General features: G+C 42.5%; 22 protein-coding genes. 7 read left to right on the plus strand and 15 right to left on the minus strand.

The annotated features are described in order from the left end of the window. Positions 1–2 precede the first annotated feature (2 nt). From NSS82_RS21220 to NSS82_RS21240, 5 genes are all read right to left on the minus strand, one after another. Positions 3–920: an AraC family transcriptional regulator gene (locus NSS82_RS21220; RefSeq protein WP_235219571.1), complete on the minus strand. Its 918-nt coding sequence runs from the start codon at positions 918–920 to the stop codon at positions 3–5. A gap of 2 nt (positions 921–922) precedes the next feature. Beyond that, on the minus strand, positions 923–1,921 hold the full coding sequence (locus tag NSS82_RS21225) for a Gfo/Idh/MocA family protein (RefSeq protein WP_076104966.1): 999 nt from the start codon (positions 1,919–1,921) through the stop codon (positions 923–925). Between the two features lie 188 nt (positions 1,922–2,109). Beyond that, positions 2,110–2,469: a GIY-YIG nuclease family protein gene (locus tag NSS82_RS21230; RefSeq protein WP_036688839.1), complete on the minus strand. Its 360-nt coding sequence runs from the start codon at positions 2,467–2,469 to the stop codon at positions 2,110–2,112. Positions 2,470–2,511: 42 nt separating this feature from the next. After that, positions 2,512–2,991 (minus strand): DUF6530 family protein, encoded by a 480-nt coding sequence (locus NSS82_RS21235; protein ID WP_036688841.1) that lies wholly within the window; start codon positions 2,989–2,991, stop codon positions 2,512–2,514. Between the two features lie 190 nt (positions 2,992–3,181). Next, entirely contained in the window at positions 3,182–3,736 is a 555-nt protein-coding gene (locus tag NSS82_RS21240; RefSeq protein WP_081386528.1) for a GNAT family N-acetyltransferase, read from the minus strand. A gap of 116 nt (positions 3,737–3,852) precedes the next feature. Between NSS82_RS21240 and NSS82_RS21245 the strand changes: the two genes are divergently transcribed. Then, positions 3,853–4,434, plus strand: a complete 582-nt coding sequence (locus tag NSS82_RS21245) for a LysE family translocator (RefSeq protein WP_076104967.1) — start codon at positions 3,853–3,855, stop codon at positions 4,432–4,434. Between the two features lie 19 nt (positions 4,435–4,453). Beyond that, complete coding sequence (locus NSS82_RS21250) at positions 4,454–5,224, plus strand: AraC family transcriptional regulator (RefSeq protein WP_036688847.1); 771 nt, start codon at positions 4,454–4,456, stop codon at positions 5,222–5,224. On the opposite strand, the gene nagA is transcribed toward NSS82_RS21250, so the two are convergent. From nagA to NSS82_RS21275, 5 genes are all read right to left on the minus strand, one after another. Beyond that, a complete protein-coding gene (nagA, locus tag NSS82_RS21255) occupies positions 5,213–6,361 on the minus strand; it encodes an N-acetylglucosamine-6-phosphate deacetylase (RefSeq protein ID WP_076104968.1) in 1,149 nt (382 codons plus the stop codon). The two genes, NSS82_RS21250 and nagA, sit on opposite strands and share 12 nt — an antisense overlap. Before the next feature lie 23 nt (positions 6,362–6,384). Continuing rightward, on the minus strand, positions 6,385–7,170 hold the full coding sequence (locus NSS82_RS21260) for a DeoR/GlpR family DNA-binding transcription regulator (protein ID WP_038572168.1): 786 nt from the start codon (positions 7,168–7,170) through the stop codon (positions 6,385–6,387). Positions 7,171–7,345: 175 nt separating this feature from the next. Next, positions 7,346–7,825, minus strand: a complete 480-nt coding sequence (locus tag NSS82_RS21265; protein WP_036688853.1) for a DinB family protein — start codon at positions 7,823–7,825, stop codon at positions 7,346–7,348. Between the two features lie 38 nt (positions 7,826–7,863). Continuing rightward, positions 7,864–9,330, minus strand: coding sequence for a protein adenylyltransferase SelO (locus NSS82_RS21270; RefSeq protein ID WP_076104969.1), 1,467 nt, complete (start codon positions 9,328–9,330; stop codon positions 7,864–7,866). A 196-nt stretch (positions 9,331–9,526) separates the two neighbouring features. Next, positions 9,527–10,816 carry an L-cysteine desulfidase family protein gene (locus NSS82_RS21275; RefSeq protein ID WP_076104970.1) on the minus strand — a complete coding sequence of 430 codons (1,290 nt, stop codon included), beginning with the start codon at positions 10,814–10,816 and terminating at the stop codon, positions 9,527–9,529. A 138-nt stretch (positions 10,817–10,954) separates the two neighbouring features. On the opposite strand from NSS82_RS21275, the gene NSS82_RS21280 reads away from it, so the two are divergent. Continuing rightward, complete coding sequence (locus NSS82_RS21280; protein ID WP_370511295.1) at positions 10,955–11,758, plus strand: lipase family protein; 804 nt, start codon at positions 10,955–10,957, stop codon at positions 11,756–11,758. Positions 11,759–12,060: 302 nt separating this feature from the next. Here the strand turns inward: NSS82_RS21280 and NSS82_RS21285 are convergent, their stop codons facing one another. Further along, the gene (locus tag NSS82_RS21285; RefSeq protein WP_036688860.1) at positions 12,061–12,402 is read right to left on the minus strand and encodes a DUF4181 domain-containing protein; all 342 of its coding nucleotides are present in this window, start codon (positions 12,400–12,402) and stop codon (positions 12,061–12,063) included. 425 nt (positions 12,403–12,827) lie between these two features. Here NSS82_RS21285 and NSS82_RS21290 point away from each other — a divergent pair, with 425 nt between their 5' ends. Next, entirely contained in the window at positions 12,828–13,259 is a 432-nt protein-coding gene (locus NSS82_RS21290) for a flavodoxin domain-containing protein (RefSeq protein WP_076104972.1), read from the plus strand. Positions 13,260–13,315: 56 nt separating this feature from the next. Here the strand turns inward: NSS82_RS21290 and NSS82_RS21295 are convergent, their stop codons facing one another. After that, positions 13,316–15,391, minus strand: a complete 2,076-nt coding sequence (locus NSS82_RS21295) for a serine hydrolase domain-containing protein (protein WP_076104973.1) — start codon at positions 15,389–15,391, stop codon at positions 13,316–13,318. A 92-nt stretch (positions 15,392–15,483) separates the two neighbouring features. Continuing rightward, a complete protein-coding gene (locus NSS82_RS21300) occupies positions 15,484–16,206 on the minus strand; it encodes an MOSC domain-containing protein (protein ID WP_076104974.1) in 723 nt (240 codons plus the stop codon). 197 nt (positions 16,207–16,403) lie between these two features. Between NSS82_RS21300 and NSS82_RS21305 the strand changes: the two genes are divergently transcribed. The 3 genes from NSS82_RS21305 to NSS82_RS21315 all read left to right on the plus strand — a co-directional run bounded on the left by NSS82_RS21305 (position 16,404) and on the right by NSS82_RS21315 (position 19,689). Then, positions 16,404–17,867, plus strand: coding sequence for an ATP-binding protein (locus NSS82_RS21305; protein WP_256715487.1), 1,464 nt, complete (start codon positions 16,404–16,406; stop codon positions 17,865–17,867). An 86-nt stretch (positions 17,868–17,953) separates the two neighbouring features. After that, the gene (locus NSS82_RS21310) at positions 17,954–18,805 is read left to right on the plus strand and encodes an AraC family ligand binding domain-containing protein (RefSeq protein ID WP_076104975.1); all 852 of its coding nucleotides are present in this window, start codon (positions 17,954–17,956) and stop codon (positions 18,803–18,805) included. Beyond that, a complete protein-coding gene (locus NSS82_RS21315; protein WP_256715488.1) occupies positions 18,805–19,689 on the plus strand; it encodes a DMT family transporter in 885 nt (294 codons plus the stop codon). The genes NSS82_RS21310 and NSS82_RS21315 overlap by 1 nt, the downstream gene beginning before the upstream one ends. Before the next feature lie 81 nt (positions 19,690–19,770). Here the strand turns inward: NSS82_RS21315 and NSS82_RS21320 are convergent, their stop codons facing one another. Together NSS82_RS21320 and NSS82_RS21325 are read right to left on the minus strand one after the other, a co-directional pair. Further along, positions 19,771–24,252, minus strand: coding sequence for a hypothetical protein (locus NSS82_RS21320; protein ID WP_076104977.1), 4,482 nt, complete (start codon positions 24,250–24,252; stop codon positions 19,771–19,773). Next, entirely contained in the window at positions 24,239–24,997 is a 759-nt protein-coding gene (locus NSS82_RS21325) for a DUF6063 family protein (protein WP_076104978.1), read from the minus strand. Before NSS82_RS21325 ends, NSS82_RS21320 begins: the two co-directional genes overlap by 14 nt. Between the last annotated feature and the right edge of the window lie 3 nt (positions 24,998–25,000).

The raw sequence follows: 25,000 nt of genomic DNA on the forward strand, positions 1-25,000 counted from the left end.
CTCTAATGGATTTGTTTGCTGTTTCGATAAGTTGCCGGTGTCATACCTAACCGCTTGCGGAAGACAATATGCAAATAGGTAGCATTGGTAAACCCTTCCGACTGTGCGATTTGTTCTATCGGATAATTGCTTTCTTCAAGCTTGCGGCAGACCGCTTGCAATCGAATATCCTCAAGCGCCCTACTGAATGATTGTTCTGCATTTACTTGCTTAAACACCCGCTGCAGCTGCCTTGAACTAATATTTAGCTTTTCCGCAACATTTTCTAAGGTAACCGTTCCTGAATAATTCGCTTCCATATATTGCATTGCGTATTGATACCGGTAAGTCAGCATATCTCTAACCGGCGCCTCCGTGCGGATCCCGCCTGAATCATACGCTCTAACGGCTTTTAGTAAAATACTGATCACAAGATGCTTAATTGAAGTATAATATCCGGTCAACTTCCCATCGCATGCTTCGTACGCTTCTCGAAAACACTTCATAGCCCCGTGATAGTCTTGTGCTGGAACCAAGGGTAAACACTTCAGCTTCTCCACACAGGTCTCAGCTTCCGCAACCTCCCAAAGATCAGCATCATCCCTGATCCTCTTTTTGATGTCAACATGCAGACATAGCTCTTCCATGGATTCATCAGCATCTGCCTCTTGACGATGCATAACACCTGGTCCGGTTAGATAGAACATTCCTTCTGAAAGAGGATATTTTTGATCCCCAAGAATGACTTCTCCCTTCCCGCGCGGAATGAAATGAAATTCAAATTCAGAATGATTATGGAACTCGACTACTCTGCCCGGTGGAAAAGATGTCAAATGAAATCTAAACACTGTAATCTCGTAATGTCCCCATAAAATCGTGATATCCAATCTTTCAAGCATGTCCTGCTTCTCAAACATCATCTCATAGGGAAAGCTGCTCAACGTTAAGTCCTCCCAATCGGAATTACACAGCCTTCTTTAGCCGAACGGTTCGCCGCCTCCATTAATCTGGTAAGCTCAACTGCCATTTCAACATTTTGAGTGGCAAGTGTATTATTTTGGATATGATCAACCCATTGATGGAAGGCGCTTTCACGATTGCATTGCAGGGCTACTTCTTTCCAGCCTTCTTCTTTATCTGTGGATTTGTTCGTTCTAAGAAGAAGCTTATTCTCTGGTGTTCCGTAAAGCAGCGTTCCTTCAGTTCCATGCACCTCGATAGTAAACGGCGAATGACTATTCACGAAACCAGCCTCCACCACACCAATCGCTCCTGAATCCGTAAATAGTGTCACTAAGGCATTATCTTCCACTTCTTTACCGGTTACATAACCAAAATTAGCACTTACCCCAGTCACATCTTGATCTAAGAAAAGCTTCGCCAAATACATGGGATGACAGCCCAGATCAATCAAAGCTCCGCCTCCACATTGCTCCAAGCTAAAGAAATGATCAGGAAGCCAGCTTTCCGTTGCTCCGTTATGGGATAAGCGAACTCTAACGTAAGTAATCTTGCCGAGCAGTTCCTGACTTAGAATCTCTTGAATAGTTAATGTATAGCCGTCATTTAAACGAGGCAAGGAGACCGTTAGCTTCACTTTGTTCTCGTTAACTTCTGCGATGATTGCGTTAACTTCTTTTAACGTTGGGGCAATAACTTTTTCTGTGAAAATATGTTTACCCGCTTTGGCCGCAGCCATGATTACGTCTCTATGCATATTCGTTGGTGCATCCACGATAACGGCATCTATATCCTCTTGCGCAAGCAGATCATCCAGTGATTCGAAATAAGGAATATTCAAGCTTTCCGCAGCTTTGTTCCCACGCTCTACGTTTTCGTCCCAAACTGCAGCTAATACGGTATCTTCATGCTCCTGAGCTTGCTTGGTATAATCCCATGCATGCACATGCCAATAGCTGAGCTTACCAATTCTAATGGTCATTTACTTGTGCCTCCCGTATATATGTTATTCTGACATCTGCTATAAAAATAACACATAATAAACAGCTTTTTTAGTAGGAAAATGCGACAAAACATATATAATATTACGACACATAAAATCCGGAGTGAAATACGATCAAAAAAAAAGAAACCCTTGCTATGAAAGCTAAAGGTTTCTTTATACTTGGCTTAATGGGTAAGTGGCTTATTATATCCTTTGTCATCAAAGGGTTGCAATTTCTCAAACCACTTCTTTTTCAATAGTTTAAGCTCCCAGCGCACGTCAGTTAAGTCTTCTGACTCCTTCTGCTCTAATACCTCATAGCTGAAAGCTTCTGCTCCAAGTTCCTTCCAGTCCTTTTGCAGCTCTGCATTCGCAAATCTGCCCATATCTAATTGCATCTGTATAGTCATCCATTTATTCTTCAGGTTGGGATAGCTGTCAACGAATATTTTTCCGCTTATTTTGTTTGTAATTTGAATAGCACCCATGTAAGTCTTGAGCTGCTTATATTGCTCCTGAAGTTCTTTACGTTTGCTTTTGTCCATTATGATTCATGATTCTCCTTCCACAAACAATTCTGCTAAATTTCAGTACCCCATTTCTTTTAATAAACGGGACAATACCGAAAGTCGTTCTCCAATCATTTCACCATCATCACTAAGCGCCTGGGCGAACAGCTTAATATCATTATCAATCATGGGATTGTCTGCACAGACAGATACACTCATTGCATCTCCTTGCAGCCCAACACGATCAATCATAGGGCTCTCGGGATCATACATTTTTGGAAAACGATAGGCCTCTTGAAAATACAAACTACTTCTGCAAATCAAAATTGCCAGGTCAAGCACTCTGTGCATTGGCAGCTCTTCGGACTGTCTCGACCATTTGTCCCCTGTATGTCTCCATACCTTTGCTGAGATGTCGACCTTTCCTCTATCATTCCATTGAGCTAATCCTAGGGACAGACCTTTTGCATCTGTGTCCCCGGCGTAGCGGCCATCAACCTGCTCGTAATTTTCTGACACGATTACAGGTTTATGTTTTAGAGTTGTTGGAATTTTCATGATTAGTCACTCTCCATTTTATGATTTACTAATTTACTCATTTACTAAATTACTAATTTACTAAATCTAAGATTCATATTACCCGGCAAAAGATCATCTGTCAAACGACATTACACCCGTTTTATCCAACAAAACAAAAAATCCCTCTGCGCGCAGCAAAGGGACTGTTATTTTTATGAAAAATATATCTCTAGCTTAAATGATCACTCACATTACACAACCAAACCATATGGACGGAATCAGGTCCCCAATAGTCTTCCACTACTTTATAAGGTTTCCCAAATTTACGTTGCCACCTGATTTGTGCACGTTTATAACCGCTGTCCAGACAAAACCGCTCTACCCCTTGCTTTTTTAGAAATATCATCATTTCCTTAATTAAGGCTGAACCCACACCTTGACCCTGATAACTTGGCATAATGTATAGACTGCCCAATTCCCCTATTTCATCTAACTGATGATCCGTGCAGGTTTGAATATCTTCGCCACAAGCTCCAAAGGAAATCGTACCGACCACCTGCTCTTCTATTTTTGCAAGAAGGAAGTAAGGCTCCGCAGTTGTAGTATCCAGTGAAGTCATCACCATTTGCTTTTTATGATCTATTTCACTTTGGATATCGTCTTGTAAATGATCAAGCCCTTCTTTTTCAAAAGCATCTGGGATTGAAATTTCAAAAACAGAGCATGTGGATTCAAAATCATCTGGAGAAAGTGTGCTTATGGCCATTTGATTACTCTTATTCATTGATTCGTACACCTCTTCTATTCCCGGCCGGAATTCTTAAAAATCCTGCAATAATATACTATCAGCATTCAGACTGAAAGGTTTATATTCATAGAACTACTTTACTGGAGGTCATCATGAATATATTGTCCTTTCTGATCTATTGCGTTGTCGCTACATTTACACCCGGTCCTACCAATATTGTTATTCTTTCTTCCGTGCAACATTCCGGGGCTAAAAAATCAATGGGGTATGTATACGGATCCACGCTGGCTTTTGGCTTATTACTTATCATTTCTACTCTGCTGAACCGTGTTCTAGTAGAAATCATCCCAAATATCCTGTTCATTATGCAAGTCATTGGGAGTTTATATATGCTCTACCTTGCTTATAAAATCTTTAAAATGGGTTCAATGGAAGACCAGCCTGACCCCAATGCCAATTTCCGCTCAGGCGTGCTTATGCAGCTTGTGAATCCTAAAGTGCTAGTATTTACACTAACGGTCATTCCCAACTACGTAATGCCATTCTATACCTCTTCGCTTGCCTTGTTTATGTTTGTTATAATTATAACTGTGATCGGATTTTTTGCATTTACGACATGGGTTGTTTTTGGGACAATCTTCAGAACATTTATGAAAAATCATCAAAAAGTTCTAAATACCGTGATGGCACTGTTTTTAGTATACTCAGCCATTATGATATCGGGAATCCTATAAAGTCGCGGAGGTTAAGAACGTGGAGAGATTTAACTATAAAAAGTCAGCAGAGATCCTGTCCTTATCCGCCAGCCTTACTGATTTCACCTATAAAAAACATTGCCATGAGGAATATGCACTCGGTGTGACCCTTCGTGGCATTCAGCAATATAATCTTGACGGTAGTTTGCAATCCTCTCATAAAAATGGCGTAATGTTGTTTAATCCAGAACAAACGCATGATGGCAATGCGTATGATAAAGGTGGCATTGATTATGTCATGCTTTATATTAAGCCAACCCTAATGCGAGAGATACTAGATAAAAAAGAACTCCGCTTCGCCACTCCTATCTTATACGATGACAAATTGGCGCAGTGCATATTAGCCCTAAACCATGCCATCCAGAATGGCAAAGAGGAGTCTTTGTGCAGTGAACTGTTATTCACTCTGCTTCATTTAGTATCTAATACTGAAATAGTTACCGATCGTAGAACGAATAATAAATTTCTCAAAAAAGCAAAGGAAATGATGTACTGCAGTTTAGACCATGTGCTGAAGCTGGACGATCTCTGCACAGAATTTGGTCTGTCCAAATATCAGTTTATTCGCGAGTTTAAGACACATACAGGAATATCGCCCTATCAATTTTTCTTAAATTGCAAGGTAGAGCGTGCCAAGCAGTCCATTGAGAGAACCAAGGATATCTATGCAGCTGTTGTAGATTGCGGATTTGTGGATCTAACTCATCTGAACAGGCATTTTAAGAGCGTGTTCGGAATAACGGCACATGAATATCGGTCACAGCTGTAAGATTTGCCCTCCTACCATTGTCCAGAGCACTTTAAATTCATCATCCAAGAGGACCAGGTCAGCATCTAAGCCAGTGGTTATCGTCCCCTTTTGTTGAAGTTCAAGAATATTAGCAGGTGTAGTTGAAGCCATTTGTACGGCATCTGTCAGCGAAATTCCAGTTTCGACAGTATAACGTAAGGCTTCATTCATGGTAACTGTACTGGAGGCCAGCGTGCCATCTTCCAATCGCGCTATGCCCCCAGATACCGTAACCTGATGTCCTCCAAATATATAGTTCCCATCCCCTAACCCCATTGCTTGTAACGCATCTGTGATCAAGACCATTCCTTCTGGTCCTTTCATGGTATGCATCAATCGGATAATTGCAGGATGCAGATGGACATTATCCACAATAGCTTGCAGGCTTACATGTTTCTCTTCGAAAGCGGCAACCACAATCCCCGGATCTCGATGATGGATCGGCCGCATGCCATTAAAACAATGCGTAACATGACTTGCCCCAGCGGCAAAAGCTTGTTTGGCTTCCTCATATGTGGCATCCGAATGAGCAATTGCTATCACCACTCCCCGTTCCTTCAAAAAGGAAAGAAGCTCCATGCCTCCCGGCAGCTCAGGAGCAATCGTAACCATTTTAATGAGTGATCCAGCTTCTTGGAAAATGAGCTTCATTTCTTCTAAGTTAGGATGCCGCAGATACTTTTCATTTTGCATTCCTTTTCTCTTGGGGTTTAGATAAGGTCCCTCTAAGTGAATGCCTGCGATCTTTGCTCCCACTTCATGCCCAATTACACGTTTGACACTACGAATCATCTCTAAAAGATCTTCCATCGTAGAACTCACAGAGGTAGCCAGAAATGAGGTGCAACCAGATGCTGCGCAAGCCTTCGATACTTCTTGAATACTCTCTGCAGTACCGTCCATCATATCAAACCCGTTAGCACCATGAATATGCACATCTATCATTCCGGGCACTAACAAATGCCCTCCGCCATCAATCCGTTCATACTCACCCTCTGGAATAGAGGTATCTCCTGAGTCTATCCTCATCACTTTTCCTTCAGAAATCCATACATTGGCCGCTGAAACTATACTATTCTGAAGCACTACTTGTACATTTTGCAAAATATAAGTCATAAACGTTCTCCTCCATTTCGTTATCACTCTTGATTTCGAACCTCTTCAGCTTCATCTTGACACTCAATAACTGTGATGTTCTTCTGATCTAGAACTTCTCTGATCTCGATTGGAAGCTCTCGATTTGTAATTAAAATATCAATGAAGTCAAAGTCTAGCCGATAAAAGGATTTGGCATTAAATTTGGTGTGATCGGCTACTAAAATCACTTGATCAGATCTTCGAGCCATTTCTCTTTTTACCCGCGCATCTTCTTCATAAGGATAATAGAGCCCATCAGCACAGATCGCCGACGCTCCAATAAAGGCTTTATCCGCACGAATTTCACTAAGTTTATCGATAATGGAAGAACCATATAACAAGCGGTTTTTCACATTCAAGTAACCACCAAGTACATAAATTTGCAGATCCTCACGATGGGATAAAATCCCTACATTATCTATTGAATGCGTGACAACCGTAATATCCTGTGCACTAATTTGTTCAGCAACAAACTGTACAGTGGTCGATACGTCTAAAATCACAGTCTCACGATCTTGGATAAGCGCGGCTCCGATCTTCCCTATTCTCTGCTTACTCTCGGATTCATCGATCAAACGATCCTGGTAAGATAATAATTCTTTTTGTAATTCTGGTAACGCTAGACCGCCATGCGTCCGAACAACGACGCCCTCTTGTACTAACCTAACAATATCCCGTCGGGCAGTATCTCTTGAGACTTCAAATTGCGTACAGATATCTTGAACACTCATTGCTTGGTGTTGTTTCAAATATTCGAGTATTTTTAATAATCGTTCCTCTTGATACATAAGGTAATCCACCTCCTAAAGTCATCATAAGTCATTTAATAAGTATTTACAAGCGTTTATGAGTATATGATTAAGCATATGTAAGTATTAATACGTAAAAAAAGACGAAAGCCAGATGAATGTGCATCCGCTAACGCCTTTTTAATTTTATTTTTTTAGGATTTACTTCACAATGTCACTTCACATTGCGGTTCCAGCTTTTTTGTATTTTTCGAATAAAAACAATCTGGCCCACATGATAAGCATTATGGGTTGTTACATTTCCGAGTACTTCCCACCATTTACTGTCTGGGAATCCTTGAACATCAGCTTCCAATTGTTCTTTCTTAATCAATTCCTGCCAATGTAAAAGAACCTCTAAAAGTTGTTTTTGCAACGCTTCGAACGTTTTCTCTTCTGCAACGACAAAGGTATTATTATTATCCACTGAAGGAACCGCATGAACACTGGCTTCTTTATACCTAGTTTGCCAAGTTTCATTCCAGTAAAGCAGATGCTGCACAATCTCAGCAATACTATTGCTTTCTTCCGTTACCTTCCAAAAAGCTTCTTCTTCACTTAAGTCTTTAACCGCCACTTCAAAGGGCACATACCAACTCGGATCATTTGCATTGGCCAGCAACTGGTTGGCTAGAACATCATAAGCATGAAACATTCTTCCTTCCCCCATTTTCCAGATAGATTATAAGCAATTTAAGTACCGCAGAATGTACGATATGGACATGCGGATTCCTCAGGAAGTGCCGAGTATTCCTCTTGTTCAGGGGAGTAGGCGTATGGGTTAGACAATGCTTGAAGTAACCTCTCCATCACATCGTAATCTTTCCGCTCTACCGCCGCCTCAAGCGCTTCTTCCACACGATGATTCCGCGGAATAATCGCAGGATTACTGGTACGCATCAGCTCCTGTGAAGAGGATTGTGATTCCTGCTGCCTGCTAAGGCGCGCCTGCCACAGCTCATTCCATTGCTTAAATTCAGGAGTGCCAAACAGATCAGCATCTTCCATTACGCCTAAAGTTAAAGACCGAAATGTATTAGTGTAGTCAGACCGATATTTTTGCATCAGTTCAAGGAGGGTATCAATCAGAGCAACATCCTCTAACTCTTCGTTAAAGATTCCCAGCTTCGCTCTCATTCCCGTTAGCCAATATTGATAGGACCGCTCCGAAAAATCTGAAATTGCCTCCTCAGCCAGCTTAATCGCCTGTGCCTGATCGTCAGCCAGCAATGGCAAGAGAGTCTCGGCAAATCTGGCGAGATTCCATGCGCCAATCCCGGGTTGATTGTGGTAGGCATAACGACCTTGCTGGTCTATGGAACTAAATACTGTCTCAGGATTGTACACATCCATGAAGGCACATGGACCATAATCAATCGTTTCTCCGCTAAGGGCCATATTATCGGTATTCATCACTCCGTGAATAAAACCTACAAGCTGCCATTTGGCAATTAGCGCTGCTTGACGTTCCATTACTTCCCGAAGCAGAACAAGATATGGATTATCTTCCACAGGAGCTTCTGGATAATGTCTTTGCAATGTGTAATCAGCCAGAATACGCAGATCCTCCACAGTCCCCCATGCAGCAGCATATTGGAAAGTTCCAACACGCAAATGACTCGCCGCGATCCGGGTCAAAACCGCCCCCGGCTGTTCCGTTTCCCGGATTAGCGACTCCCCTGTTGCTACCACCGCCAAGCTGCGAGTCGTAGGAATCCCGAGTCCATGCATAGCTTCACTGATGATATATTCGCGTAACATCGGCCCAAGCGCTGCCCGGCCATCGCCACCACGAGAGTATGGGGTTCTTCCCGCACCCTTCAACTGAATATCTACACGATCACCTTGAGGGGTGATCTGTTCGCCCAGCAGCACTGCTCGACCGTCTCCCAACATGGTAAAATGTCCGAATTGATGTCCAGCATAAGCTTGAGCAAGCGAAATGGTACCTTCAGGAACTTCGTTGCCGGCAAGAATCCCAAGACCCTCCTTACTCTGTAGTGCTGTGCTATTCAGCCCTAGAGTAGCAGCCAATGGTTCATTAAAAATAATCAGTTCCGGTTTACGCACAGGCGTTGGCTTAATTCTTGTAAACATTGATTCCGGCAGATGAGTATAACTGTTCGCAAAATTCCAGCCTATATCTATTTTCTCTGTCATATTATCTCCTTTTTATACCCTCAGTCTATGCCTTTATTAACTCAGAATAAGTTATGTTAAAATTTAATGCAAATCTTCTCGCAGATCTATGTTTTGCCGAAGTGTTACAAAGACCGCCCGGCTTCCTGCCATTTTATGCAGGAAACCGGGCGGTCTTAATTATGATGTTCTATCTTGTTTTCAACTTATTTGGAAGCTAATTCGCTCCGCCTTTGGAGAGCATAATATTGAGAATGGTCTTGTCAGTATCCGCCAGCCCTTCCTGAACCAAACGCTCCATGTTGCGGATGGTATCTTCCACCTCTTCGAAAATCACACCATCCTTGGTTGTAGGAGCAATGTTGTTCATAGCTAGTGTGGCTGCCTGGATCGCCGTATTGGTGGAGGTGGAAATCTTCAGCGCACAGGTAGAATTCGCACCGTCACAGATCATCCCTGACAAAGAAGCAATCGTATTCTGTATCCCATGCTTGATCTGCTCAAGACTGCCGCCCATGAGATAAATGATCCCGCTATTTGCTCCTACTCCCCCTGCAATCCCTGAACCACATAATGGGGACAAACGCCCGATATAATGTTTGATGTGCACAGTGACCAGATTGCTCAGTGCAAGCGCCCGAGCTAGCATTTCTTCATCTTTGCCCAGCAATTCCGCCAGAGCTATAACGGGAAGCGTACAGGCGATGCCTTGATTACCACTGCCCGCAGTTGTCATCACAGGCATTGCACTGCCATCCATTCGAGCATCTGAAGCCGCTGCAGTGGCCGCGATAATTCTGTTCGCTACATCATTGCCGAACAGATTCACCGCAGATTGCTGATTCATTTTCTTGCCTACTTGCAAGCCATAATCACCTCGCAATCCCTCATCAGAGATCGCTTTGTTCATCCGCGCTCCTTCCAAGAGAAAGCTAAGCTCTGAAAAAGGAGCGGTACAGATAAACTCGAATATCTGATCAACTGAGCCCGCATACTCTTCCGTGTCGGAAAGACTAGGCTTGCCACAGTCGGCTTTTGAATTCCGGGGTGTTATTTTCTCCCCGTCCAGAGCCAAATATTCTATATGGGTGTGCTCTCTGGCAATAATGGCAGTCGCCGTATGGTTCTGCGTAAACAACTGGGCTTCAATATATAATTTCTCAGGAGTGTCCTTTATCTCCACTTTTAGCAGCTTTCTATCCAGCAGGTCATTTGCCATCTTCAACTCAGCCTGTGTCAGACCTGACAGAATTTCCAGTTCCTTGTGAGAACGGCCGACCACCGCTCCAAGGGCTGCTGCGATGGGCAGGCCTGTCTGGCCTGTCCCGGGAATGCCCACTCCCATTGCATTTTTGATAATATTACCGCTGAGATGCAGCTGAATCCCCGTAATTTCTTCCTCGAGAAGCTCTGCCGCCAAGGAGACGGCATACGCAACTGCAATCGGCTCCGTACAGCCTTCTGCCGGTACGACTTCCTTGTGTAAAATTTCCAATAAGTTGCTCATGTATGCATTTCCCCCTTCTCTCTCCTGTTGGAGTTATTTATATATAGTAACTCAGAGAGAAGTTTCAGGGAATCCTTTTTCTTAGGAATCACTCCTTCATCCCCCTAATATAGTGTAGGAAAGAAAGGCGGGATGCACGTGAGTAAGAGGAATGAGCAAGGGCAAAGGGCGATCTTTCTAGCTGCAGTCTGCGGGCAGACCTATACACAATTTTCAAATATAGATGGAGTTTTCGTCATTCCATTAGATTATCAGCTATGTCATCCCATTGAAGCACAATCCTTCAATAATGTATGGGAACGTTTCGGCTTTATTTTGGAGTCTCCACAAGAGATTATTATTGCCTTTCGGGGAACCAGTACGACGACCAATTGGATATCCAACGTCCTCGCTTCACAGGAACGGTTCAAATATCTTAAAGAAGACTCTCTCACCCATCGTGGCTTCACCAACATTTATTCTTCAGCTCGGGATGGCATCTTCTCTACGCTCTCCAAGCTATCTCCCGACAAGACCTTATACATTACGGGCCACAGCCTCGGTGCAGCGCTCGCCACCTTATGTACCTTAGATATTGCGGCAAATACCTCTTACACCTCACCTAACCTCTATACTTATGGTTCCCCACGGGTAGGCGATCCGGACTTCGTTAATATTTTCAAACAATATGTGCAGAAGAGTTACCGGTATGCCAATCTTTTTGATGTTGTAACCTACGCACCTCCGCATGTCTATAAGCTCCCCAAACGGGAAAAAAAGTATTATTACAATCATGTCCACACTTTTAACTCACTGTCTTTCCAAAATGGATCTACAAGTGGTAATCACGTAATCAGCAGCTATTTCGCCGAGCTCTCCAAGCTCCAACCGGAATTCGCTCAAGAATTATGTATAACGAACCCTGGATTCTGTCCACTCGTGGCTACGAAAGCAGAAGTATAATGTGAACACAAAAAGGAGGTGCCCAACAAGCCATAAGCTGGCTGCCGAAACACCTCTTTTCTTCGTATGATTCGATGCCATCAGCAGTTACAAAGTCACTAACGGACTCCATTGACACTAACAGCAGTATATTTCCACTTTAAGAATTCCATCGGACTCCATGGCCACTATTGGCATAAAAAACACCTAATATAAGTCACTTTCTAACGAATAGCTGCACTGGAGTCCGAAACGCTGCCCAAAAGGCGATTATTCAGCAATTAACGTCATCTGGGTCCGAAGCCGGTACGAATGAAACTAGATCAGAATATAAAATAAACTAATACCACACCCAGGACTAACAGAATAAGTGAAACTATGTGCTGTTTCGTATGTTTTAGAAATTTCCAGTCGATGAACGACTGAAACCCTATTGCTACTACTATAACTACAATCCAAAACCATTTTATAACCGTACCCTCTGGGCCATCGGCAATTATTATCACAATCCCCGTAATTAATCCCACAAGTGCAAGTATAAGCTTCCCTTTTATATTAAGCTCATAACCGTCTTCAGGAAGTTTTTCTTTGTCCGGGCCAACAATCCATATCCTTAGAAATAGATTAGAAAAAGCAAGTATTATAAGTATAAGTCCAATTTTCACTTTCGTTCACCTCCACCCTTATATAGAATTCATTCGTATTTATTTCTGATCATTAGTTCTTTGATTTCTTTTAACTCATTTAATATTTCTTTTGATAGTTGCGTACTTCTAGAGTTATCGATGCCTACTTTAATCACAAATATTCCAAGCAACAAATAGATGATTAGCATTACGATGATCCCCAATTTACGTTCACTCCTCTTTTTTTGTATATTTCCTTAAAGATATTGTTAGCATTAGATTAATATTATTCCCATGATACCATAATAAGGATATCTAATTAACACTCAGGAGCTTGCCGTTGGCTTGACAAATGATCAGTATATTCGATAAAGTATATTATATCTTGATAATCAAGATAATTGATTTGCGAGATTTTTTCCATGAGGGAACGCGATTAATCTTAACTGAAAAGAGGGAACACAATGGCAGTACTTATTCTATACGCTACAAAATCTGGAGCAACAGAACAATGTGCAAAAGTATTATCAGAAGAGCTACCTCAGAGCAAAATTTGCAATATCGAACTAGAAAAGCCAGATATCGAGGCATTTGATAGCATTATTTTAGGGGCAGGAGTAAGAGATGAAAAAATATATAAAGCCATTCGTGACTTTATCAAAAAAAATAAAGATGAGTTACTGACTAAGAAGATGGGCTACTACATTTGCAACGAGAAACCCAAGAAAACCGAAGAATTAATAGAGAAAAATTTCCCTGATGATCTGAAAGAAGCTGCGATTTGTATTGAATCTTTTGGAGGTTATAAGGCCTATAAGGCTCCAAAGGAAGGTACTGATCAGCTCAAAGGGATATTGGTAGATAAAATAAAAGAATTCTCACAAAATTTCAAATAAAAAATCCTGTTACCAAGACGAAAATCTTGATAACAGGATTCTTTTTTTATATACGTTTATTGCGCCTTGAGGGTCACTTCAAACTTCGCACCGACATCACCTACAAATACAATTTTGCCGTTGCTAGGAAGTTTGACTTGCTTAAGACCGCTAATGGTAAAGTAATTCACACATACACCATTCTCATCATAGACGGCAAAGGAACTCTTGGTTGGCAGCTCTACTGTCATTATCTTACCTGTTGCCGTTTCAGGAACTCCATACCATCTAGCATATCCATCTGATTGGATCGTTACCATAGATTGCGGGCCTGCATAAATCGGTTTAACCGCATCTTGATGTATAAATAATTGATTGCCAATCTTTAAATACTCCACACCATTTTTATTTTCAAAAATAAGATCCGCAAGATCGCGCCCAGCGATGGTTGGGATTTGCACGGTCATTTCTGCTTTATTAGGTCCAGTTATTTTATTCGAGCCCATATAACCAGGTGCGTCAGGGAACATAGCGATTCCAGCTACCGGCATACTCATGTAATATTGGGAGCTGTACTTCTCGCTGACATCAAAATACAATTTCCCTTGACGCTGCTGCCATGCAGTAATGACCTCTTGAGATAGGGCATTAGGTTCAAGCTTCTCAGCTGCATATTGGGTAACGGCAGTTTCACCAAGTCCTGGAATTACCCCATACCCTTGACTCCAAAGATAGATACGGCCATTGCTCTCCTTCACAAAGCTAACTTTACTTGTACCCTCGGCATCTAAAAATTCACCGTTCGAATTATATGAAAATTTCTGTGCTGGCATTGTAGGAGCTATAATCGAAGATATACTCAATTCCCCAGCTTTACTAACTTCTATCTTCATTAGTTGCGTAGAATCACCATAGACACCCGCATAGTTTACCAATTCTTGCGGCATATCCTCTTTGTTCGAAGCTTTAAAGGTAGGTGTAGCTTTCAGTTCCTTAATAACTCCCTTTTCCTGTAAGGCACTGAGTAAAATTTCGTTGGCAAGCATCTGGTCCGTTGTACTTGCTCCGCCAGAAGATATTACTGCTGCTGCCATCCGTTGTTCGGGCAATACAACTAATGAGGTATGATACAGACCCGTATCTCCCCCCTTTGTCAAAGCCTTGATTTCGTACTGGTTAAATGGATATAAGTTCACACTGTCCCAGCCTAATCCATAAGCTAACGAATTATCTGTTCCCTTAGGCCATATTCCACGCTTATATTCCTCTTGTTCCATCGCTTTCACAGACTTTTCTGACAAAATGCCAGTCGATTGGCCCGTAAAAATAGTTGCAAAGCGCACCAAGTCCTCTGCAGTGGAATAGATACCACCTGTTCCAATCACATTAATGGTTTCTTTGGGTAAAGCTGCTGAGTAGGTAGCATTGTAGACACTAGCCAGCTGAGAAGAAGCTACAGAATCTACAGGCGTTTTCGTATGTTCAAGCCCTAGAGGTTCTGTGAAATTTTGATGAATGAATGTGGTAAAGTCCGTGCCACTGACCTTTTCAACAATCAACTCAGCCAACGTAAATCCATCATTACAATATACTGAGTAGGCACCTGGATCGGCCTTCAGACGTTGTGTTGACAACGTTTCTAGTAAACTATCTTTTGCAATAGGATCAGAATCATTAAATAAGAAAGAATTGGATAAGTTCGAGCCAGCAAGACCTGAGGAATGATTCAACAGCATCCGTACAGTGATTTGCTTATAACGAGGATCTTCCATCGTAAAATTATTCAAATAAGATACGACTGAACCGTCCAAGTCTACTTTCCCTTGCTCAACAAGCTTCATAATAGAAGCTGTTGTATACATTTTACTCGTTGAGCCAATTCCATACATCGTTGTAGCGCTTGGTGCTGTCTTACTCTCCACATGACTATATCCAGATTGACCGCTCACAACGATATTATCGCCATCAATAAGAGCATATTGGAGACTAGTCGTTCCCAGCTTTTCCGTTAAGAATGCTGCCTTCTCTGCTGCCACCTTCTGAGTGTTCACATACGTTTGCCCTTTGCCGCTATCTGCTGCTAATGCACTCGTAGGGACATACATTACCAGTAGAAGCAATGCAACTAATAGGGATGCCAAATTCTTCTTCATACATAACCTCCCGATATGAAATCGTCATCCTTTAAAGGATAATTTATCCATGGAGTAATGTAAAGGAAGTTTGCAATATTGGGACCATGTATCTAATCTACTAATTCTACTTTATCTCCGATTCGAATTTGCCCAGTTTTGATTACTGAAGCATAAACTCCAAAATGCAAATCAAACTCTTTATGCAGTTTTTTCAAAAGTACTGGGTCCTTCTGGAGACTATCCGGGTCCATCGTAATCACAACACATCTCTCACAAAAACTATCTACCTGTAGCTGTGCGTCCCCAATGTTAAGCCGGCGTCCAATCCAATCTCCTTCAAAAAGAGAATCATCATTCAGCGCAATAACAAAATTCCCGCGAAAACGCCGTTGATCCAAGGAATGCCCCCAGGTTGCCTCCAGTTTTTTTAAGCTGGCATCCGTAATGAGTAGAATACTAGCGCCATCCACGGATAGGAGCTGCGGATGTTCTGGCTGAGGATGTGCAGCTTTTAAACCAGACATAGTGATTGGAGTTTTGGTTTGGCTTTGGATTTCTTCCAATAGATTATCATCCCATCCAAAGGTTCGCCCGTCTGATGCCGTTACATGGATTTGTCCATCTATAAATTGCGCTTGATAGGTAAGCATATTCGGAATATTTCTAGCGGTGATATATTTTCGCCAGCCCTCTTTTGACTCATCGTAAAAGGAGCAAAAACGGTCACCAAGCATTCCATACGGTTCAATTATACAGCTTTCTAAATTCTCACCCGCAAATGACTTGACCGGGTAACGATTAATTCCTTGAATTTCACCAACAACTGATAACATGATACAACGCCTCCACTTGTCTTAAAATGCAACGTATCTTCCCATTCTACCTGATTTTATTTAACTGTTGTATGAATATCTAATAACCCAGAAATTTTATATGTTTTATTGAGTTATATGTTTTATACTATGACTGTTGGATATATTGCATTTTGAGATAACACTCACTCCCCTATAAAGAAGAGAGGTAACCTGCTGTGCGGACAAATGATTTTCAAGGTTTTGACTTTGTTTTTACCCAAGCCGTGATGGGTATGGCCCTTATTTCGCTTGATGGAACGTTCCTAAAACTGAATTCAGCATTATGCGACCTCTTGGGGTATGATGAAAACGAGTTAACGACACCCTCTCCAACCGTCCGTACCCTTCTAGATCAGATTCATAAATTCATTTCATTAGGAAGCTCTCTTCCATCTACGAGTACTGATCCGCAGAGACTCGAATTAGATTATTTCCATCCAACCGGACACCGGTTATCTTTAAACGTCTCCTTATCTATCCTTTCGGATGACATTGGTAAACCTATATTTTATTTTACTCAATTCGAGAATAAGACCCTGATCAGGGAAATGGAGACTCAGCTTCAGGTTGTGAAGACCCATCTACTTGAAAAAGAGAGCTCTTTTCTACAGCTGCTGGAGGAACTGCCTCAGCCCGTGCTTATCACTAGGGGAGGGATTGTTCTATATGCAAATTCGGCAGGTTTACAATTAATCCATGCAGAAAGCCTAGATCAAGTACTTGGTCTATCGACTATGGATATTGTAGACTACTCTAATTATGAAATTCTCTCAGAACGAAGAAAGAAATTCAACACTGATAGAACAACAGGTTCTGTCTGCTACCTGATTAATTGTTTAAATAACCAGCAGAAATATGTGGATGGGATTACATTGCCAATCATTTATGAGGGAAACGAAGCGTACATTGGCATATTCAAAGATATATCCGAGCAAGTATTGGAAGATGAACGACTGATACAGTCCGAGAAATTATCTACAGCAGGACAGTTAGCCGCTGGAATCGCTCATGAAATACGGAATCCTCTTACAGCCATTAATGGCTTTATGAAGCTACTGCGCTCTTCCGAGCGGATGAATGATAAATATATTTCCATTATTGAGTCAGAATTGAAACGCATCGAGTTCATCGTCAACGAACTGCTTGTCTTATCTAAACCCCAAACCACTCATATTAGTAAACCAGTGGATTTATTGTCTTTGCTGGAACAAGTCACCACACTAATGAATGGACAAGCTGCCCTAAAAAATCTCAAGATCCTCCCTGTCTGTACTGATCAATCCATTTGGATTAATGGTGAGGCTTATCAGATGAAGCAGGTATTTATTAACTTACTTAAAAATGCGATGGAAGCAATGAATCATGGGGGAAACATCTATATTCATGTGCAAACCTATGACAGAGAAGCCCGAATCAGTGTGCAGGATGAAGGCTGTGGGATGACAGAGGAACAGATCAATGCCCTCGGCAAACCATTTTATACGACCAAAGAAACAGGAACAGGCTTAGGTTATATGATCACACAAAATATTATACATAATCATGGCGGAGCGATCTCTGTAGAAAGTACTCTGGAGCAAGGAACAACTTTTACTGTGAGTATTCCAACGATCATTACACCTGAGGAACCTATCATGTAGAAGATGTGGTATCGCAACATCATGCAAGAATGCCCCTAATTTTCACATTATAATGGTTATACATTATTGGAAAAGAAGGTGCAGCAATGACTCGTGAAGTTCGAACTGTAGTTTTCGATCATGACTTAAAATTTGAGGCGTATCGATTCGAAGGTATTATGCAGAAGTTTCCCAACCATTTTCATGACCATTATGTCATAGGTTTTATTGAACAAGGAAAGAGACATCTGCTCTGTAACCAAGAAGAGCATATTCTTAACAGCGGAGATGTGGTCATCTTTAATCCGGCGGATCCCCATGCCTGTGAACAGATAGACGGGAGAACGCTTGACTATCGCTGCATCAATATTCAGCCGGAAGTCATGCGTGAGTATGTGCTAGAAATTACCGGCATAGGCTACTTACCGCGGTTCACACACAACGTTCTCTACCAAAGTGAACTGTCGAACCCTTTACACGACCTGCACCAAATGATATTAGAGGATCAATCCGATTTTCAAAAAGAAGAATTGTTTCTATTTCTCCTGGAGCAGCTTCTGAGAGAATACACGGAGACAGAAACCCCCTATCCAGCTCAAGAGCCTACTTCTGAAATTAAAATCATTTGCGATTACATAGAGTTACATTATGCGCAGAACATTACGCTAAACCAGTTAAGTGAATTAAGCGGCTTAAGTAAATATCACTTGCTGCGTTTATTTACCAGACAGAAAGGAATATCACCTTACCGTTACTTGGAAACTATTCGCATCAACCATGCCAAAAAGCTTTTAGAACAAGGAATATTGCCAATAGAAGTGGCCTCTCTAACCGGATTCAGTGATCAGAGCCATTTCACAAATTTTTTCAAAAGACTCATAGGCTTAACCCCTAAGCAATATATGCGTATATTTGTTCAGCAAACGGGAGTAAAGTCATCAATGGAACTTACGAAATGATAAATCAACGCAAGATTAACACAGGACATCTGCTGGCATTACTTACGATTTTAATCTGGGGAACCACCTTTATCTCCACTAAAATACTGTTAAAAGACTTTACGCCTGTGGAAATTCTGTTCTTCCGTTTTCTTATTGGGTACTTTGTACTGTTACTGATCTATTCACGTCCAATCCGAACTACATCCTTTAAAGAGGAATTACTCTTTATCTCAGCAGGTCTTTGTGGGGTCACGTTATATTTTCTTATAGAAAATATTGCCCTAGTCTATACCCTTGCATCCAATGTAGGTGTGATTGTCTCCATCGCTCCATTTTTCACGGCGGTGATCGCCCATTTCTTTTTAGAAGAAGAGAAATTTCGTAGGCAGTTTATTATAGGATTTTTGATAGCCTTGGCAGGAATTATATTAATTGGGCTGAACGGGAGTTTTCTTCTGCAGCTGAACCCCATCGGTGACTTGCTGGCATTGCTGGCACCTGTGGTTTGGGCAATTTATTCAGTGTTGATGAGAAAAATAAGCGTATTAAAGGTTCATACTATAGGGGCTACCCGCAGAGTATTTTTCTATGGTCTGCTGTTTATGCTGCCTGCTCTGTTTCTGTTTGATTTTCAGCTAGGTCCGAGTAGATTTAAAGAAATTTCAAATGTAGCTCACCTGCTTTTCTTAGGTTTGGGTGCCTCGGCACTGTGTTTTTTGACTTGGAATAAAGCTGTAGGGATTCTAGGGGCTGTAAAAACAAGTGTATATATCTATATTGTTCCTGTAATTACAGTGGCAGCTTCCGCCCTTGTTCTGAATGTAAAGATCACCTGGGCAATTCTAACGGGAACTTTTTTAACGCTTATCGGTTCTTATATTTCCGAACGCAAACCTAAATAAACAAAATATCTTTAACATTTAATAAAAAGAAGCCCCAGCAGCGTGATGCATACTGGAGCTTCTTTAAGTTTCATTCCATACTCAGAACAACGAGACAGGAATAAGCTTTCTTCCTCCCTTGATCAGGGTTGATTCCAGCATGTCCCCTTTGACGCCTCCAAAATAAAGCTGCCAATACACGCCAAAACGCACGCTGACATCATTCTTGACAAGCTCCGGCGGCGTAACAATCAGCCATTGGAATTTGAGTGCCTTGGAAATTTCGAAGACGGGGTCAAGCACGTTATTGGAGACCATTTCTCCGAAAGGATTGTCATATAAAAAGACCGTCCACCCTTTATTCTCACGATTCACCCGTTTATGCGTCATGATCATCATTGCGACCAGCAGCTGTACAGATTGACGTTGCCCCCCACTGCCGACAGCTTCATCCAGTGCGCCGCGATTAATAATCTCCCAGTCCGAATAATGATAATCTTCCGGTGCGGCGTAGAGGAAATAATTCTCCGTTACCGGTTTATACACCTGAAGAACTGGAAAGCGGTTCTGCAGCGCCGCATAGACAATTCGTCCGTCATTAATAACCTCTTTGATTACCAGTGCCGGCACTTGTTCTATCTTTGGATACTTTTTGAGCAATTCATTGATACATTGATTGAAGTAGTCACTCACCATCGGCTCTACCTCATCGCTTGTTCTTGGCACATTGATATTCTTGTAATTCAGACGTACCAGCGGGAAGGCATAATTATTCTCGTTATGAATAATCATCCGGCGTTCCATTCGCTTCATAATATCAATGATTTGTACCACTCTTAGAGAAGCCCGGCCTACCCACATCTTGCGGGAGAGATCCATGCCTTCCTTATCGCTTTGAATGCTCTCGATCTGATCACGCGAACTGCGTAGCATGGAATCTAGGACTTGCAGTGCAATAGCGAAATTATCCCAATGGACCGTATTCAATCGATCTAGAATCTTGGTCTCCAGTTCGGAGTTCCGTTCATTTTTCGCAAGTTTTTCGGTTAATGAATTTTTCTCTTCCTTCACCTTTTTGGAGATCTCATCCTGTCTAATCCGGCTATCCTTGATGCGGAGAAGCCAGTCGGCTACTAGAGGCTCGCAGCTTTCTCTAACCCTCAGCGTTATTTCTTCTGGTACACTCCGTAGGTTGACGCGATCCTCAATATGCGCATTCATTATTTTGATTTGATTGGATAAAGTCTGGATGAGGACATCCATTCGATCCAAGGATCTTTTACACTGGTTAAGCATAAGCTCATTCGCTTGGCAGCGCTCCTGAATTTCTGTCTCCTTATCCTCTAGCACCTCATTCCAAAGCTCCACGGCACGTTCATGTTTCTCCTTGATACCCTTCTCTACTTTGCGCAACTCTTTCTGCAAGTTCTCCAATTCAGTCTGGCAGCGGATGTAACCGTCGTGAACAATCTGATAGTCTTCCTCCAATGAAGTAGTATCCGTCTTTTGGCGATTTCTTGCAGCCATTATAGACTCGGCCGTTTCCGTAGGTTCAGTCGCCTTCCGCCAATTCACATCCACTTGATTCAGGCTGGATTCAAGCTCAGCCAGATTCTCGCTTGCTGCCTTAATCTGTGCAGCTCTTGTCCGAACTTCCAGCTCATTTTCGGTAAGTGATTGCTGCAGGCTTTCAACGGTACTGAGCTGCTGCAATAGAAGATTCTGCTCTACAGGATCTACAGGTAGGACTTCTCCTTCATCAGAAAGCTGGCGATCTGTTGGGAAAACAATCTCAGGAAACCATCGTTGCAGTCTAGGGAACATCGCGTATTCGGTTTCTCTCGTCCATTTATTGCGTTGTCCGCTCAAGCTTTCCATTTGCACCTTTAGGTGTTCAAGCTGCTGATCTTTACCTGCTAACTCTTTGCTCACCAGATTCTTTCGTTCGATTATTTTTTGTTTTTCCTTATAATCTTGTTCCTGTTTCTTCGTCCGTTCAATCCAAGCTTGCAGAACCCCCGCTCTCTGCTCATGTTCCACACTTAGAACTTTGTTCTCAGCGAGCTCTCGTCCGATCCGGGTAAGCGTCCCCTCATTCTCATCCATCTCATTGCTCAGATTGATAATGCTCTGCTGAAGTTCAGCCTGCAGTTTAATAAGCGCATCATGCTTGGCTGTAAGCGTCATGGTATTCTCGACTTGAAATAAACGTTCATACTCCTGACGCACCGATTTCAACTTAGATAAATAGGCTTCAGAGTCCTGAAGGATCTGCTCCTGTTCCTTGAGCTTCCCCTGAATACTGCTCTTCCAATCCTGGAAACGATCCGGCTGCAAGACCATTTGCGGCCCTTGATTCGCAAAAAGCATGAAGGATGCTTGATTCGAAGCTGCCATCTCTTCACGAATAAAGATCGGCACCGCTGATTTCAGCAAGGTGTCCTTCATCAGTTCCGGCTGAATTTTATCAGCTTCGCGCCGGGTCAAAATCAAACTATATGGAAGTAACGGATATTGCTCCAGTTCTTCCTCACGTTCAAGATACGGACGGTCATTTAAGTAGGAACTACCTAGCGTTGATTGAATCTTTAACGAATCGAGTGTATCTTTGACCGTCAGAATATCTGAATTGGGTAGCCAGTAGGATTGGTTCTGAAGTTCCACATCCATGAGCTGATTATAGTAATCCCGTCTGGAACGTTTAGTCTGTTGCTCTATTTCATCTATTTTTCGGATAAAACGTGCCGGGATAACATCTTGTTCTTCAAAAAGGCCAGTAGCACCTAAACGATTGTGCTCTTCATACATTTCCAGCAGCACAACGAGCTGTGACCATAATTGGGATTCTTTCTGAGTCTGTGACTCAAGCAGAACTCCAAGCTCGTCCGCTTCACGCTCATAAGAACGCCGTTTCTCGCTCAGCTCAGCATGACTCTTATGCAGTGCCAGCTTCCGAATCTCTTCCTGCTTGCGCTGTTCTTCCAAGTCTCCAATGACTTGAAGAATCGTTTTGGCCGCTGAGACCGTACGCTGCAGCGCAGCTGCCGGAGAATGGGCGGCATCCTGCCCATATTGGGCTGCGAATGCTCCGAGTTCTTCCGTGTATTGCCGAATAGATAAGGTCAAATCATTGATCTGATTATCCAGCCCGGCCAGCTCTACCAAGAACCTTTCCCTTTCCTTGCGCAATTCCCTTTCTTCCGCCGTCAGGTCTTGCTGCGCTGTCTCAAACTCTCTAATCGTTTGCTGCCAGAGATTAAACACCACATCCCACTGTTTCCGCAGCTGTTCCTTGGCTGCCTGAATGACCTCTTGCTGTTCTTTCATCTCCAGAGAACCTTCGATAGCTTGAATTTCTTTTTGCCACTGCTCAATTTGCCGGGTATGGAGCAACCGTTTAGCCAGAAAATAAGCTACTTCAAGCTTCTTCTCTTGCGCTTTGGAATCCTCCAACCGACCACGCGCACGGCTCTGATCATCACTGAGCTTCTTAAACTCTTCTTGCTTCAGTTCCGTTTCTTCCTTGCTGCGTAAGTATTTAAGATTGTCTGTCTCAAAGCGCAGTTGCTTCGCATCCTGATAACGTCCAGCCAGTTCATCAGCAATCTTACTTCGCTCAACTTCTGCATTTCTCTGCTCTTCATAGATAACCGTATAGATTTGGCGTCCACGTAGTTCAGTTTCTTGTACTACGTTTTCCGCCTCCACGCCAAGTTTCACCAGCTCATAAAGCGGTGCAGCCATACCAAGAAACTCTGAATAGACCTGCTCCCGCTGTTCAAGCATCGGCAAGCGCTGAGCCACTGTTGCTGTATCGATAAACATCCGCTGCAGCGTATTGTCGTCTTCCTTTAATCCTTCATTCAGACTAGATCCGATTTCAGGAATAATCAGCTTTTCGAACAAGTTATGATTGGTGAAGGCATCATTCTTTTTAAAATAACCTTTGATACCGCCCTCTTCACCATTGATCCGCCGCATATTACGCCACTCGGCGATATGGATATCCCGGATAGCCAGGAAGTCATAATATCTTTTCAAATCCGAGCTATGGCTGCCAAAAGGTACAATCTCTCCCCGCCGATCGCGTACAAATTGCTGGATCGTTTCAAAACTCGTAGGTTCAGCAGTCACTTCGTCAAATAACGGCAACGTTGATAGCGTAAGTTCAGCCGCTTCACCGTAATCTGTAAGTGCGTACAGCAAGTAATCCACTTTGATATCCTGCTGATCAAGCGAATTATGTGCCGTCATAGCAATTCCCGTAGTCATATACTCATTGCGCTCATTGTTGTCGAGATGCCATTCGATAGCTACGTGAAAAGTGTACGGTTTAAGTTGTTTTTTATGATTATGAAAAAAAGCCTCAACCTGGTTCTCACTGTCTTTGCCCCATGGTGTTTTGGGCATTAACAGCTGAAAAATGGATTGCAGCAGTACTCCCTTTCCACCGCCATTCATGAGCGTAATAAGCGTATTAGCGGGTCCCTCTTCGTTGCAGAGGTCCAGAATCATATCGTCGTATTTCTTGAGCATCTTCTCGTATTTAAGTCCTGTAATTCGTATGCGTTCAATCCGCGGCATAGGTAGCACCGTCTTTCTCAGCTAAAGTTCTTCCAATGAGGCTCTTTAATTCCTGGTATCGATCGACATCATGATATAAATAACGCATTCTCTCATACAGCTCTTCCCGAGGAAAGATACGCTTCTCTGTCTCAGAGATGAATACGAGCTTCTCCTCTTCCAGAAGTTTCATGCCTTCATGGATCAGTCCAATTCGTGAGCCTGCGCCTCTGGTCAGAAGATCGCTTTCTTCCTGACTCTTAGTCTGCATGTACAGACTGGTCCATACCTTAGACATCGCTTGGATATCAAGCTGCCACTGCTGGCTAAATCGCCCATCCTCATCCATCTGAATCCACGTCTGAAAGAGCGAGGACACCTGATCAGCAATTTGAATATAGGACATACTGTCCTGCCCCGACTTAAAATGAGTCTCATCCTGATCCATTTCGGCCAGAAAAACCAGAATAATAATATTGATAATATGTAAGTGAGTTTTACGCTCAACACGTGAATATTTGTTCTTTAACTGGGTGAAATTGGTTGCAAACACTGACCCCAGTGGATTAACCAGCAGATGGAGACGGTGCCCCGAATTCATCACCCGACAGCCCCCTTCTTTAGCAACATACTGAAGCGCATCATAAGTTCCTGCATCCTGAAGGCATTCTGCCGTTGCAGGGTCATCGAGAGGAATTACTTTTTTACGGAGCAATTCAAAAAATAGCCGCGAAGCTTGCTGTACCTGTTCTAATGTATAACTCATGTT

This window comes from Paenibacillus sp. FSL H7-0735 (genome assembly GCF_038008505.1).
GTDB classification, from domain to species: domain Bacteria; phylum Bacillota; class Bacilli; order Paenibacillales; family Paenibacillaceae; genus Paenibacillus_AQ; species Paenibacillus_AQ odorifer.